This window comes from Neisseria sp. P0013.S005, assembly GCF_051958425.1.
GTDB classification, from domain to species: domain Bacteria; phylum Pseudomonadota; class Gammaproteobacteria; order Burkholderiales; family Neisseriaceae; genus Neisseria; species Neisseria subflava.
This window is the reverse complement of record NZ_JBQCVL010000021.1, coordinates 1-13,415: the sequence shown is the minus strand read 5'-3', so window position 1 is coordinate 13,415 and position 13,415 is coordinate 1. Positions and strand designations below refer to the sequence as shown.

Below are 13,415 nucleotides of genomic sequence, written 5' to 3'. Positions count from 1 at the left end.
GTCGCATATAGAACCCAGCTTACACAGAGCGCCTGAATAGGCTTTTATGAGTGTCCAAGATTTGGGGGCCAGTTCATTTTTCAGACGGCCTTTTGTTCAAACACATCAAATTACAAACCCAATTCGCGCAGAAAACGAATATCATCTGCCCAACCGGATTTTACTTTCACCCAAATCTTCAAAAAAACTTTGGTATCAAACAATTTTTCCATATCAAGGCGGGCTTCAGTAGAAATTTTCTTCAATTTCTCCCCACCCTTGCCAATCAAAATCGCCTTTTGGCTGTCTTTATCGACCAACACAGCGATATAAATGCGGAACAGTCCGCTTTCCTCTTCCTCAAACTGCTCCACTTCAACATTCATCGCATACGGCAGCTCTTCGCCCAAATAGCGGAACAATTTTTCGCGCACAATTTCCATCGCCAGGAATCGGCTGGATTTGTCCGTGACCATATCTTCCGGATACATCGGGATACTTTCCGGCAGATAAGGCTTGAGCAGTTCCAACAGATTGGCAATACGCAGGCCATGTTTCGCGCTGACTGCCTCGCTGGCGGCAAATTCAAACTCTTGGCGTACTTCATTGATAAACGCCTCAAGCGCAAATTTGTCTTTGGCTTTGTCTTTATCGATTTTATTGACCACCAATACCACAGGCGTATGCTTAGGTAACTGCTTCAGTACCACGCGGTCGGCATCGGTAAAGCGCATGGCTTCCACCACAAAAATCACTACGTCCACGCCACTCAACGCTTCGGTTACGTTTTGATTAAGACGGTCGTTCAAGGCATTGCGGTGATTGGTTTGAAAACCCGGCGTATCGACAAACACAAACTGCGCCGTGTCGTCGGTGTAAATACCGGTTACACGGTTGCGTGTGGTTTGTGCTTTTTTACTGGTAATACTGATTTTCTGACCGATTAAATGGTTCATCAGCGTGGATTTGCCGACATTCGGTCGACCCACGATGGCTACAAAGCCGCAACGATAATCTGCCGGGTGTTGCGACTCGTTTTGCAAAAAGGTTTCGATATCCATTTATATATGACTTTCTTGATTGTTTCAGACGGCCTTTGCATTTTCTCAAAGGCCGTCTGAAATATTATTTTTTAGATTTTTTCAAAGGAAACTTCTGTTCCAACCACTCTAAGGCTTCACATGCCGCTTTTTGCTCGGCCACTTTCCGACTGCTGCCGCGTGCGTTACAGATGAAACCAAGTTCACCCAAATCACAGGAGATCACAAACATCGCATCAGCCGTTTGCTCCGCCTGCTCTTCGATTCGGTATTTCGGCAGGGCAAAGCGGCGTGCCTGCAAGGCTTCCTGCAAAGCGGTTTTACTGTCTTTCTTGCCAATATTCAAATCCGCACGTTTCACGCGTTCCGCAAACAAATGGCGAACCACTTTTTCCGCCGCAGAAAAATCAGCGTCAAAACTGACCGCCGCAAACATCGCCTCCATCGCGTCGGCCAAAATCGAAGGCCGTCTGAAACCGCCGCTCTTCAACTCGCCGGCACCCAAATACAAACCGTCGCCGACATTCATTTCCAACGCGATTTCAGCCAACACGCCTTCATTCACCAAAGCCGCGCGCATCCGCGACAACTCGCCTTCCGACAATTTTGGAAACGCGTCAAACAACATCCGAGCCACGGAATAGTTCAAAATCGAATCGCCGACAAATTCAAAACGCTCATTGTGTTTGGCATTGTAGCTGCGGTGGGTCAAAGCCTGCTGAAGCAGCTCCATATTGCGGAACTCATAGCCCAGACGCTTTTGAATCGCTCGATGCGCCTGCTGTTTGAGCAAATCAGATTTCATTCCATACTTTCAAAAAAACAGCCGGAAAGCACGCCTCATCCGCAGTGAAACAAAATAAAAAGGCTACACCGGCAACTTTTTTATTTTGGCTCATTGTTTCTTGCGTCCCTCAAGCCGATAAACAATCAAAAGCCGTCATGTTCAAACCTGACGGCACTTGCCGACATTGTACCATCAAACCGCCCCTGCACACATCCGTGCGGAAAAGTGGCGAATCGTGTAAAATCATGCCAAATCATCTCTTTGTCAACTCCATGAACAAATTTGCCCAAGCATTGGCCGCAGCGCTCGACCGCTGCATCGTCACCAACACCGTCGCCGAACAAGGCGAGCCCGTCGGCTTCCTCTACCGCGAAGCCCCCGTATTTGAAAACGACAGCGGCTGGCGTATTTTCAGCGGCGACGAAACCGACGAATACACCGATAATCCCGACAACTTCAGCATTGTCAGCCTCTCCGCCATTACCGCAGACAACCCCGACATCGCGCCCCTGCTGACTCAGGCGGAAGGCAGCGCGTGGGAATTGAATGAAGACGGCGAGTTCCAAGCCGTTGCCGATTGGCAGCCGCAAGAATAACCCACCCATTTCGTTTCAGACGGCCTTATTTATAACAAGGCCGTCTGAAACCGAGCCGAATCCCTATTTCACAAATATTAAAGGAATCATCATGAACATTATCGAACCACGCCTCGATGGCACCAACCTGCGCATCGGCATCGTTCAAGCCCGTTTTACCAACGAAATCGGCAGCGAAATGGTCAAAGTTTGCTGCCGCACCTTAAAAGAATTGGGCGTATCCGAAGACAACATCACGCTTGCCACCGTTCCCGGCGCACTTGAAGTGCCTATCGCGCTGATGAACCTCGCTTCATCCGAACAATTCGATGCCCTGATTGCCATCGGCGTTGTCATTCGTGGCGAAACCTACCACTTTGAATTGGTATCCAATGAGTCCGGCGCAGGTGTCAGCCGCGTTGCCCTTGACTACAACATCCCTATCGCCAACGCCATTCTGACGACTGAAAACGACGAACAAGCCGTTGCACGCATCAAAGAAAAAGCCTCCGATGCTGCCAAAGTTGCCGTAGAATGTGCCAACTTGGTCAACCATCTTTTGTCAGAACAATACGAAGACGACGAAGAATAAGTTTCTCTCCGTATTGAATACCGCATATTTTCAGACGGCCTCTCAATCATGACATTGAGGCCGTCTGAATCATTCAATATTCAGCCGACAACCCTCGGCGCTCTCTTCACAAGGAATACCCATGAAAAGCCCACGCCGCCGCGCACGCGAGCTTGCCGTACAAGCTATTTATCAAGCAGGCATCAACAAAACAGCCGCTCCCGAAATTGCCAAAAACATCCACGAACTGTCCCAATCGTCCAATATGGATGAAGAGCTGTTCAACAAACTGTTTTTCGGCGCACAAACCCATGCCGAAGAATACATGGAAAAAATCAGCCCCCTGCTCGACCGCGACGAAAAAGACCTCAGTCCTATCGAACGCGCCGTTTTGCTGGTTGCCTGCCATGAGCTGAGCACCATGCCTGAGACCCCCTACCCTGTCATCATCAACGAAGCCATCGAAGTCACCAAAACTTTCGGCGGCACCGATGGCCATAAATTCGTTAACGGCATCCTCGACCAACTGGCTTCCCGCATCCGCCCTGACGAACCGCGCCGCAAAGGCTAAGATTGACTTCGCATCAGGTCGATATTACCGATCTTTGCCCTGTTTAAGCTAATGTCCTTATACAGCCAAACCATCAAAAAGGCCGTCTGAATTTCAGACGGCCTTTTATATTTCGATTTATTCTGATTTTGGCATTTCATAACCGGGACAGTTTTGCTTGTCGCTACTTGCCCAGATGATACCGCTGTCGTTGTAATAAACGGTACAGGTTTCATTAGCGTTGGTTTCTTTGTTAGGCTCTGCCTTCAAAATATAACCTGAATCGGAAGGATTAGGCATAGAAGCCGTACCCTCAGAAAAACTAATATCGAAATATTGATTCTGCTGTAAATTTCCAGCAGGAAACCCTACAAATGTACTTTTTTGAGTGTAGTAGCGTTCGAGCTGTTGGGCGTTATGCAGCATCTGCGTGCGGACGGCGGCAAGGCGCGTTTGGCGGATATAGTTTTGATAAGACGGATATGCGATGGTAGCAAGAATGGCTGCAATCACAACGACTATCAGCAGCTCGATAAGTGTGAAGCCTTGTTGGTGTTTCATTGTATTTATGTCGTAAATAATTAGAATAAGACGTGAATATTATAGTAGTTTTCTTGCGGCTTAAATGTTCAGATTCGGAGGCAGTTTGGGAATTTATGTAAATGAGGTGCAAATTCTGAAAAATGTTTACTGCCCTTTATTTTTTATTTCAATAAGTTAAACTTCAATTTAAGCCGACCGTCTCTTGGTTGGCCTTGGTCTTTACAGTAAAATCCAGTTGTTTTTTTGTTTCTATCAATATATTTGTTGCTTGTCTGCGACGTTATTTTATTGAATTGGTTCTTTTTATATGTCTAAAGTTTTCAAGTGGGCGGCCGGTACGGCTGTTATCGTGGCTGCGGTTTTCGGCGGCTGGTCTTTGATGAAGCCTGAGCCTCAGTCTTCTTTTATTACTGAAGTAGTCAAACGCGGCGATATCCGTCAAACCGTGTCGGCAACCGGCGAAATCTCACCTTCCAATTTGGTATCCGTGGGCGCGGAAGCTTCAGGTCAGATTAAAAAACTGTATGTAAAACTGGGCCAGCAAGTGAAAAAAGGCGAACTGATTGCGGAAATCAACTCAACCAATCAGATCAATACCTTAAATACTGAAAAATCCAAACTGGAAACCTATCAGGCAAAATTGGTTTCTGCCGAAATCGCGCTTTCCAGTGCGGAGAAAAAATATAAACGCGAACTTGCATTATGGAAAGAGCAGGCAACTTCCAAAGAAGACTTGGAATCTGCACAAGACTCTTTAGCCGCAGCCAAAGCCAATGTCGCCGAACTGAAGGCCGCCATCAAACAATCAAAAATCTCCATCAATACAGCCGAATCCGAACTGGGCCATACACGGATTACCGCCACAATGGACGGCACCGTGGTCGCCATCCCTGTTGAAGAAGGTCAATCCGTCAATGCGGCGCAATCTACGCCGACCATTATCCAGCTGGCCAATCTGGAAACCATGCTCAACAAAATGCAGATTGCCGAAGGCGACATCACGAAAGTCAAAGCCGGTCAGGATATTTCGTTCACCATTCTGTCCGAACCGGACACCCCGATTAAAGCAAAATTAGACAGCGTCGACCCCGGTCTGACCACCATGTCTTTGGGCAGCTACACCAGCAGCACGGACACGACTTCCAATGCGATTTACTACTATGCTCGCGCCCTTGTGCCGAATCGGGACGGCAAACTTTCTATCGGCATGACCACTCAAAATACGATTGAAATCAACGGTGTGAAGAATGTCTTGCTGGTACCAACGCTGACCGTGAAAAAGCATAACGGCAAATCATTTGTCAGCGTTTTGGGTACAGACAATAAAGCTGTTGAGCGTGAAGTGACTGTCGGCTTGAAAGACAGCATGAATACCGAAATCAAAAGCGGCTTGAAAGAAGGCGAAAAAGTGATTGTTTCTGAAATGAGCGCAGATGAAAAGAATAAGAGCAGCGAACGCGCGATGATGGGTGGCGGCCCTCCTCGCTGATTGATTAAGGCCGTCTGAAAAATTTGGCTGTGTTTCAGACGGCCTTAGTTCCTGTGTTTCTATTTTTCGCCCGGAAAGATTATGAGTTTAATCGAATGTAAGAATATCAACCGTTTTTTCGGTAACGGTGAAAACCGTGTGCACGTATTGAAAGATGTCAGCCTTTCTATTGAGAAAGGCGACTTTGTGGCGATTATCGGCCAGTCCGGTTCAGGCAAATCGACGCTGATGAATATCTTGGGCTGTCTGGATACCGCCACTTCCGGCTCTTATCAAATCGACGGCATCGAAACATCGCAAATGCAGCCGGATGAGCTTGCGGCTTTGCGCCGTGAGCGTTTCGGCTTTATTTTCCAGCGTTACAACCTGTTAAGCTCGCTGACTGCCCGAGACAACGTCGCCCTGCCTGCCGTATATATGGGCATGGACAGTAAAGAGCGCGCGGAACGTGCAGAAAAACTGTTGGGCGATTTGGGTTTGCAAAATAAAGAAGGCAACAAACCCAGCGAACTTTCCGGCGGTCAACAACAACGCGTTTCGATTGCCCGCGCGTTGATGAACGGCGGTGAAATCATCTTTGCCGACGAGCCGACCGGCGCATTGGATACCGCCAGCGGTAAAAACGTGATGGAAATCATCCACAAGCTGCACGAAGACGGGCATACCGTGATTATGGTCACCCACGATCCGGGCATTGCGGCAAACGCAAACCGCGTCATCGAAATCCGCGACGGTCAGATTATTTCGGATACATCTAAAAATCCCGATATTCCGCCAAGCAAAGTGGAGAGGATTAAAGAAAAAGCTTCTTGGTCGTTTTATTATGATCAATTTATGGAAGCATTCAAAATGTCGGTGCAGGCGATTATGGCGCACAAAATGCGTTCGCTGCTGACCATGCTGGGGATTATCATCGGTATCGCTTCGGTGGTATCGGTAGTGGCATTGGGTAATGGCTCGCAGCAAAAAATCTTGGAAGACATCAACTCGATGGGCACAAACACCATCAGCATCTTCCCCGGCCGTGGTTTTGGCGACCGCCGCAGCGGACGGATCAAAACGCTGACGATTAATGATGCAAAAGCCATCAGCCAACAAAGCTACGTCGCCTCTGCCACTCCTCAAACCAACTCCAACGGCACCTTGACCTACCGCAACACCGACCTGACTGCCTCGCTTTACGGCGTGGGCGAACAATATTTCGACGTGCGCGGTTTGAAATTGGAAGAAGGCCGTCTGTTTGATGATGACGATGTCAAAACCGATGCCCAAGTCGTCGTTATCGACCAAAATACCAAAACCAAACTCTTCGGCGAAGGCGTCAATCCTTTAGGCAAAACCATCCTCTTCAAAAAACGCCCGCTAACCGTCATCGGCATTATGAAAAAGGATGACAACTCATTCGGCAATTCCGACTCGCTGATGCTTTGGTCGCCTTATACAACGGTCATGCACCAAATTACCGGCGAGAGCCATACCAATTCCATCGTTGTCAAAATCAAAGACGATGCCAACACCCAAGTCGCCGAAAAAGGACTGACCGAGCTGCTCAAAACGCGGCACGGTACGGAAGACTTTTTCATGAACAACAGCGACAGCATCAAGCAGATGGTCGAAACCACCACCGGCACGATGAAGCTGCTGATTTCCTCCATCGCCTTGATTTCGTTGGTGGTCGGCGGTATCGGCGTGATGAACATCATGCTGGTGTCGGTTACCGAGCGTACCAAAGAAATCGGCGTGCGCATGGCCATCGGCGCGCGGCGCAACAACATCCTGCAACAATTCCTGATTGAAGCGGTCTTAATCTGTATTATCGGCGGCTTGGTCGGGGTAGGGCTGTCCACGGCCATCAGCCTTGTGTTCAACCATTTCGTAACCGAGTTTCCGATGGAAATTTCCGTCATGTCCGTCATCGGTGCGGTTGTCTGCTCGACAGCCATCGGCGTGGCGTTCGGTTTTATGCCCGCCAACAAAGCCTCCAAACTCAACCCGATTGATGCCTTGTCTAAGGATTAAAGTTTCAGACGGCCTTTTTGAGTGGCAACAGGCCGTCTGAAACAAAGCCGGTCGGATACTTGTATCCGACATAAATTCAAATAAGAAATGCCTTTGCCGTCATTACTGCGCAGGCGGGAATGACGGCAGCAAAAGTAGCGCGGGCTTCGCCCGCGAAAACAAGTTGATACATCCGGTTGCAGGTTTTCAGACGGCCTCCAAACCAAAGGGTAAAACATGAACCCCGACAAAGTACAACGAAGCAAGCTGAATACATTGACCGACCTGCCCAATGTCGGCAAAGCCGTGGCGGAGGATTTGGCTTTGCTCGGCATCACGCAGCCGCAGGATTTGGCGGGGCAGGACGCTTATGAAATGTACGACCGCCTGTGCAGCCTGACCGCAACCCGATACGATCCCTGCATGATCGACATTTTTCTGTCGCTGGTTGATTTTATGCAGGGGAACGAACCGAAGCCGTGGTGGCATTTTACGGAACAGCGAAAAGTATTTTTAGCCGATAAACATAGTGGATTCAAATAAAAATACCCATGCCTGTCATTCCCGCGCAGGCGGGAATGACGGTAAATGGCACTTCCAATATTGTTCAGACGACATCCCAACTACCCCTCCATGCCGTCTGAAACCTTAAACCGAAAGACACAACATGCAGACAAAACCTTTTTTTCAGACGGCCTTATCCCTATCGCTCGCCCTTGCCTTAAGCGCGTGCGCCGTCCACAGCACCGACCAAAACCTCACGCTCGAATCGACAGGGCAGGTGATGAGCGCGGCGGAAACCGCCGAACGCTACGACGTGAACGGCAACTGGTGGGAAATCTACCAAAGCCCGCAGCTCAACGCCCTGATGGCGCAGGCTTTGGAAAACAATATCGATTTGAAACAGGCGGCCATCAGCGTCAATAAAGCCCTATATCAGGCGAATATTTTGGGGGCGGATTTGGTGCCGTCGTTCAGCGGCTCGTTGAGTGCGTCTACATCCAAAAACCTAAAAACCGGCAGCCACGGCAACACCTTCAGCAGCCAGCTCGGCTTGAGCTACGAACTGGATTTGTGGCGCAAACTCAGTGCCACCGCCGACGCGCAAGTATGGGAATACCAAGCCACGCGGCAGGATATGGCGAACACGCGCCTGACTTTGATCAACAATGTCGCCGACGCCTATTTCAATATTGCCTACCTCAACGAAGCCATTGAATTGGCGCAAAAATCCCTCAAGCAATATCAGGAAATCAACCGCATTGCCGATGCCAAGTTCCGCTACGGCAGAGCCGATTCCAGCCAGCCGACGCAGGCGAAACAATCGCTGTTGAGCGCGCAAAACAACCTGATTTCCCTGAAAAACAGCCTCGACACGCAAAAACAGGTTTTACGCAACCTGCTCAACCTCAAGCCGAACGAAGCCATCGCCGCCGACCCCGCACAATACCGCCTGCTGCCCGTCAAAGGCGTGAACCTCGACGTACCGATTACCGTGTTGGCGAACCGCCCCGACCTGCGCGCCGCCGAATACCGCCTGCAATCCTCGCTCCAATCCGTCGAAGCGCAAAAACGCAGTTGGTATCCCTCGATTACATTGGGCGCGAGCTTGAGCACGTCGTCTGAAAAAGCCAAAAGCGCGTTCAATATCCCGCTCTTGGGCGGCTCCGCCACCATCAACCTGCCGTTCCTCAACTGGCAGACCATGAAATGGAAAGACAAAGCCGCCCAAGCCAATTTCGACAGTGCCAAACTCGACTTTGAAAAAGCCCTGACCACCGCGCTGAACGAAGTCAACACCAACTACCTCGCCTACCAAAACGCCCAAGCCGCGCTCAGCAACCAAGAGCAGCGTTACGCCTTGGACAAGAAAAACAGCCGCTACTACCAAGTGCGCTACCAACACGGCAAAAACGAGCTGAAAGACTGGCTGGAGGCTTTGAATTCGGAATACAGCTCGGCTCAAAACCTGCTGAACCAACGCTATGAAGCCTTAAAATACGAAAATATGGTGTATAAAGCCATGGCAGGACGTTATACGCCGAAATAGCATTTTCAGACGGCCTTTGGTTAATTTCCGTCAACGGCCGTCTGAAACCATTCAAGCAACTGAATTTTCATATATAATCGCGCGTTTATTTGATTTTATCCGGACAACATTATGGCCTTCGCCTCTCTCTTTACGCTTTTGGACGATATTACCGCCGTTTTGGACGATGTAGCGATGATGACCAAAGTCGCCGCCAAAAAAACCGCCGGCGTGGTCGGTGACGATTTGGCGCTCAACGCCAATCAGGTAACCGGCGTATCCGCCGAGCGCGAATTGCCGATTATTTGGGCGGTGGCAAAAGGCTCTCTGGTCAACAAGCTGATTCTGGTGCCGCTTGCGCTGTCTCTTTCCGCTTTCCTGCCTGCACTGATTACGCCCTTGCTGATGATAGGCGGTGTGTATTTGTGTTTTGAAGGCGTCGAAAAACTGTTGCACAAATTCCTGCACCGCAATGAACACGAAGACAGACACGATGCCGAGCCTGAAGTCACAGACGAAAAAACAAAAGTTAAAGGCGCGGTCCGCACAGATTTCATCCTCTCCGCCGAAATCATCATTATTGCGCTGGGCGTTGTTGAAAAATATGACCTGATGACGCGTTCTTTGGTGATGGCCGCCATCGGTGTCGGCATGACAGTGTTGGTCTATGGTTTGGTCGGCATCATCGTCAAACTTGACGACCTCGGTATGATGTTGATGCGCCAAAAAAGCGCCGCCGTGCAAGGTATCGGACGCGGTTTGATTTCATTTATGCCTTGGTTTATGCGCGGCTTGAGTATTGTCGGCACGCTGGCGATGTTCTTGGTCGGCGGCGGACTGATCGCCCACAACCTTGGCTTTTTGCACGATTTCCTCCACGCGCAACATTGGGACAGCGGCATGATGGAATATATCGCCAACCTGGTGGTCGGAGTAGCCGCCGGTACATTGGCTTGCGCAATCGTCCTGCCTACAATGAAATTGTTTCAAAAAGACTGATTTTGTTTCCCTGCCGTCTGAAAATTTTTCAGACGACCTCAATACTATTTAAAGCATGAATATTTTCCGTAAACTCGAACAATATTGGCAACATCCGCTGCTTTACTGGCCGCTGGTCATCTTGATTGCCGCCGCGACACCGTTCACTTTCGCCCCGTATTATCATTTCTGGCTGATGCCGCTGTTGTTTGGCGCGCTGATACGCCTGATTGAATTGCGTCCGCGCTTCGCCGTCATGACTGCCTATCTGTTCGGATTAATCGGTTATACGGCGCAGTTTTATTGGATACACACTGCCTTGCATGATGTTTCGGGTTTGTCGGATTCATACGCCATCCCCCTCACCTTCCTGCTGCCGGCGTTTCTTGCACTTTATCCGGCCATCTGTTTTTGGGTGTGGAGAAAATGCAACCTGTCGCGCTGGGCCAAAACCGGTCTCCTGCTGCCGATTTTATGGACGCTGGCAGAATTTGCCCGTGAACGTTTCCTGACCGGATTCGGCTGGGGCGCAATCGGCTATTCCCAAATCATCAAAGACAGCCCGTTGGCAGGCTTCGCGCCTTTGGGCGGCATTCATATGGTTACGCTGGCAACAGCTTTCCTCAGCGCATGGCTGGTGTTGCTGATTGACAACCACGGCCGTCTGAAACACCACCTGTTGCCCTTATTCCTTATCGTTGCACTCTGCTCCGTCGGCTACATTTCCCAACAAACCGAATACACTCGCCCCGACGGCAGCACCAGCACGGTTGCCCTGATTCAAGGCAATATCGAACAAAATCTGAAATGGAAGGAAGAGCAAATTATTCCGACCATTCAAAAATACTACGAACAAATCAGCAAGACCAGTGCCGACATCGTCATCCTGCCCGAGACCGCTCTGCCGCTGATGCGCCAAGACCTGCCCGAAGGCATCTTGGAACAATTCGCCGAGCAAGCGCAAAGCAACGGCAGCGCGTTGGCCATCGGCATCAGCCAATATACGCCCGACGGCAACGGCTACGAAAATGCAGTCATCAATTTGAGCGACTATCACAACAGCACTTCCGATGTTATCCCCTACTACGCCAAGAACCACCTCGTTCCATTTGGCGAATACAAGCCCTTGCCTGCCATTACCGAGCGTCTCTATAAAATGATGGATATGCCTTTGGCCGACTTTCAAAAAGGCGGCGACAACCAAGCGCCTTTGGTGATGAAAGATCAAAAAGTCGCCTTCAATATCTGCTATGAAGACGGCTTCGGCGACGAACTCATTGCAACGGCGAAACGCTCTACCCTGCTTGCCAACATCAGCAATATGGCGTGGTACGGCAAATCCAATGCCATGTATCAGCAGCTTCAACAATCCCAAGCGCGTGCAATGGAACTGGGCCGCTACATGGTTCGCGCCACCAATACCGGCGCAACCGCCATTATTTCCCCTAAAGGTACGATTGTTGCCGAAGCTCAACCGAATACGGAAACCGTCCTCGAAGGCCACGTCAAAGGCTACATCGGCGAAACGCCTTATATGAAAGCAGGCGGCTCAACATGGCTTATCAGCATTTTGGCCGTTATCGGCGTATTCCTTATCCTGATTGGCCGGAAAAAACCAGAATAAAAAATTTTTAAGACCTTGTTATACAAGGTCTTTTTTATCACCAAGACTATTTACATACAGAAATGTTTGTAATATACTTAGCCAAAACCTAGCAAATCACTCAAATTTTCTAAGACAATCAACCCTTGCGATTCAAGCAGTAAAAACTATTGAATCTATCGTTAATTTACAGAAAAAATCCAACCCATAACAAAACAAACCACAGGCAGTGGTATACTGCTTGTCACACAAATAAACAAAAGCCGTTTTCAGACGGCCTAATCAAGGAGAGCATCCTTTATGAATAAAGCTTTTGCATTACCCGTTATCCACAGCGGCAACGGTAGCCTCGAGCAATACATTCATACTGTCAACAGCATTCCCATGCTTACCGCCGAAGAAGAAACACAACTGGCCGAACGTCAACAAAAAGGCGATCTCAACGCCGCCAAACAGCTTATTCTGTCCCATCTTCGCGTCGTCGTATCCATTGCACGCGGCTACGACGGCTACGGCCTCAACCAAGCCGACCTGATTCAAGAAGGCAATATCGGCCTGATGAAAGCCGTCAAACGCTACGAACCAAGTCGCGGCGCGCGCCTGTTTTCGTTTGCCGTACATTGGATTAAAGCCGAAATCCACGAATTCATTTTGCGCAACTGGCGTTTGGTCCGCGTTGCCACCACCAAACCGCAACGCAAACTGTTCTTCAACCTGCGCAGCATGCGTAAAAACCTAAATGCCTTGTCTCCAAAAGAAGCGCAAGAAATCGCCGACGATTTGGGCGTCAAATTGTCCGAAGTCTTGGAAATGGAACAACGCATGACCGGTCACGACATCGGCATCATGGCGGAAAACAACGATGACGAGGACAATTTCGCCCCTATCGACTGGTTGGCCGATCACGATGCAGAGCCTAGCCGTCAGTTGTCCAAACAAGCCCACTACGCCCTGCAAACCGAAGGCCTGCAAAACGCCTTGGCACAACTGGACGACCGCAGCCGCCGTATCGTTGAAAGCCGCTGGTTGCAAGACGATGGCGGTTTGACCCTGCACGAATTGGCTGCCGAATACGGCGTATCTGCCGAACGCATCCGCCAAATCGAAGCCAAAGCCATGCAAAAACTGCGCGGTTTCTTGGCAGAAGAAGCTGAAGCCGTTTAAGCCTTTCATTAGAAAAAGGCCGTCTGAATCTTTGAACTGCACCCCAAAAGTTGGACACACCCCCTCCAACTCACAAGGTGCAGTTTTTTTATGAGCAAATATACATTAC

General features: G+C 49.6%; 13 protein-coding genes. 10 read left to right on the top strand and 3 right to left on the bottom strand.

Annotated features, from left to right (window positions below; genetic code table 11):
• Positions 1-110 precede the first annotated feature (110 nt).
• The gene (gene era, locus ACTHTA_RS10890) at positions 111-1,040 is read right to left on the bottom strand and encodes a GTPase Era (RefSeq protein ID WP_308888428.1); all 930 of its coding nucleotides are present in this window, start codon (positions 1,038-1,040) and stop codon (positions 111-113) included.
• A 64-nt stretch (positions 1,041-1,104) separates the two neighbouring features.
• Positions 1,105-1,824, bottom strand: coding sequence for a ribonuclease III (rnc, locus tag ACTHTA_RS10885; RefSeq protein WP_308888429.1), 720 nt, complete (start codon positions 1,822-1,824; stop codon positions 1,105-1,107).
• A 254-nt stretch (positions 1,825-2,078) separates the two neighbouring features.
• Between rnc and ACTHTA_RS10880 the strand changes: the two genes are divergently transcribed.
• The 3 genes from ACTHTA_RS10880 (at position 2,079) to nusB (ending at position 3,523) form a co-directional block, all read left to right on the top strand.
• A complete protein-coding gene (locus ACTHTA_RS10880) occupies positions 2,079-2,402 on the top strand; it encodes a DUF2185 domain-containing protein (RefSeq protein WP_003748560.1) in 324 nt (107 codons plus the stop codon).
• Positions 2,403-2,493: 91 nt separating this feature from the next.
• On the top strand, positions 2,494-2,973 hold the full coding sequence (ribH, locus tag ACTHTA_RS10875) for a 6,7-dimethyl-8-ribityllumazine synthase (protein ID WP_137040248.1): 480 nt from the start codon (positions 2,494-2,496) through the stop codon (positions 2,971-2,973).
• A 121-nt stretch (positions 2,974-3,094) separates the two neighbouring features.
• Positions 3,095-3,523, top strand: coding sequence for a transcription antitermination factor NusB (gene nusB / locus ACTHTA_RS10870; RefSeq protein WP_003748564.1), 429 nt, complete (start codon positions 3,095-3,097; stop codon positions 3,521-3,523).
• Positions 3,524-3,640: 117 nt separating this feature from the next.
• On the opposite strand, the gene ACTHTA_RS10865 is transcribed toward nusB, so the two are convergent.
• Positions 3,641-4,063 carry a type IV pilin protein gene (locus tag ACTHTA_RS10865; protein ID WP_137040246.1) on the bottom strand — a complete coding sequence of 141 codons (423 nt, stop codon included), beginning with the start codon at positions 4,061-4,063 and terminating at the stop codon, positions 3,641-3,643.
• 289 nt (positions 4,064-4,352) lie between these two features.
• Here ACTHTA_RS10865 and ACTHTA_RS10860 point away from each other — a divergent pair, with 289 nt between their 5' ends.
• The 7 genes from ACTHTA_RS10860 to rpoH all read left to right on the top strand — a co-directional run bounded on the left by ACTHTA_RS10860 (position 4,353) and on the right by rpoH (position 13,306).
• Entirely contained in the window at positions 4,353-5,534 is a 1,182-nt protein-coding gene (locus ACTHTA_RS10860; protein ID WP_308888430.1) for an efflux RND transporter periplasmic adaptor subunit, read from the top strand.
• An 81-nt stretch (positions 5,535-5,615) separates the two neighbouring features.
• Entirely contained in the window at positions 5,616-7,553 is a 1,938-nt protein-coding gene (locus ACTHTA_RS10855; RefSeq protein WP_308888431.1) for a MacB family efflux pump subunit, read from the top strand.
• 216 nt (positions 7,554-7,769) lie between these two features.
• The gene (locus ACTHTA_RS10850; RefSeq protein ID WP_308888432.1) at positions 7,770-8,075 is read left to right on the top strand and encodes a helix-hairpin-helix domain-containing protein; all 306 of its coding nucleotides are present in this window, start codon (positions 7,770-7,772) and stop codon (positions 8,073-8,075) included.
• A 124-nt stretch (positions 8,076-8,199) separates the two neighbouring features.
• Complete coding sequence (locus ACTHTA_RS10845) at positions 8,200-9,582, top strand: TolC family protein (RefSeq protein WP_440364513.1); 1,383 nt, start codon at positions 8,200-8,202, stop codon at positions 9,580-9,582.
• A 111-nt stretch (positions 9,583-9,693) separates the two neighbouring features.
• On the top strand, positions 9,694-10,560 hold the full coding sequence (locus tag ACTHTA_RS10840; protein ID WP_308888434.1) for a DUF808 domain-containing protein: 867 nt from the start codon (positions 9,694-9,696) through the stop codon (positions 10,558-10,560).
• A gap of 55 nt (positions 10,561-10,615) precedes the next feature.
• On the top strand, positions 10,616-12,163 hold the full coding sequence (lnt, locus tag ACTHTA_RS10835; protein ID WP_308888435.1) for an apolipoprotein N-acyltransferase: 1,548 nt from the start codon (positions 10,616-10,618) through the stop codon (positions 12,161-12,163).
• A 279-nt stretch (positions 12,164-12,442) separates the two neighbouring features.
• Positions 12,443-13,306, top strand: coding sequence for an RNA polymerase sigma factor RpoH (rpoH, locus tag ACTHTA_RS10830; protein ID WP_004519690.1), 864 nt, complete (start codon positions 12,443-12,445; stop codon positions 13,304-13,306).
• The last annotated feature ends 109 nt before the right edge of the window (positions 13,307-13,415 follow it).

What these genes read in the sequence shown, in the direction of transcription:
- ACTHTA_RS10865 (WP_137040246.1), bottom strand. Translation starts at nt 4,063, where the DNA reads ATGAAACACCAACAAGGCTTCACACTTATCGAGCTGCTGATAGTCGTT.
- ACTHTA_RS10880 (WP_003748560.1), top strand. Translation starts at nt 2,079, where the DNA reads ATGAACAAATTTGCCCAAGCATTGGCCGCAGCGCTCGACCGCTGCATC.
- ACTHTA_RS10845 (WP_440364513.1), top strand. Translation starts at nt 8,200, where the DNA reads ATGCAGACAAAACCTTTTTTTCAGACGGCCTTATCCCTATCGCTCGCC.
- ACTHTA_RS10840 (WP_308888434.1), top strand. Translation starts at nt 9,694, where the DNA reads ATGGCCTTCGCCTCTCTCTTTACGCTTTTGGACGATATTACCGCCGTT.
- ACTHTA_RS10850 (WP_308888432.1), top strand. Translation starts at nt 7,770, where the DNA reads ATGAACCCCGACAAAGTACAACGAAGCAAGCTGAATACATTGACCGAC.
- rnc (WP_308888429.1), bottom strand. Translation starts at nt 1,824, where the DNA reads ATGAAATCTGATTTGCTCAAACAGCAGGCGCATCGAGCGATTCAAAAG.
- ACTHTA_RS10860 (WP_308888430.1), top strand. Translation starts at nt 4,353, where the DNA reads ATGTCTAAAGTTTTCAAGTGGGCGGCCGGTACGGCTGTTATCGTGGCT.
- ACTHTA_RS10855 (WP_308888431.1), top strand. Translation starts at nt 5,616, where the DNA reads ATGAGTTTAATCGAATGTAAGAATATCAACCGTTTTTTCGGTAACGGT.
- nusB (WP_003748564.1), top strand. Translation starts at nt 3,095, where the DNA reads ATGAAAAGCCCACGCCGCCGCGCACGCGAGCTTGCCGTACAAGCTATT.
- ribH (WP_137040248.1), top strand. Translation starts at nt 2,494, where the DNA reads ATGAACATTATCGAACCACGCCTCGATGGCACCAACCTGCGCATCGGC.
- rpoH (WP_004519690.1), top strand. Translation starts at nt 12,443, where the DNA reads ATGAATAAAGCTTTTGCATTACCCGTTATCCACAGCGGCAACGGTAGC.
- lnt (WP_308888435.1), top strand. Translation starts at nt 10,616, where the DNA reads ATGAATATTTTCCGTAAACTCGAACAATATTGGCAACATCCGCTGCTT.
- era (WP_308888428.1), bottom strand. Translation starts at nt 1,040, where the DNA reads ATGGATATCGAAACCTTTTTGCAAAACGAGTCGCAACACCCGGCAGAT.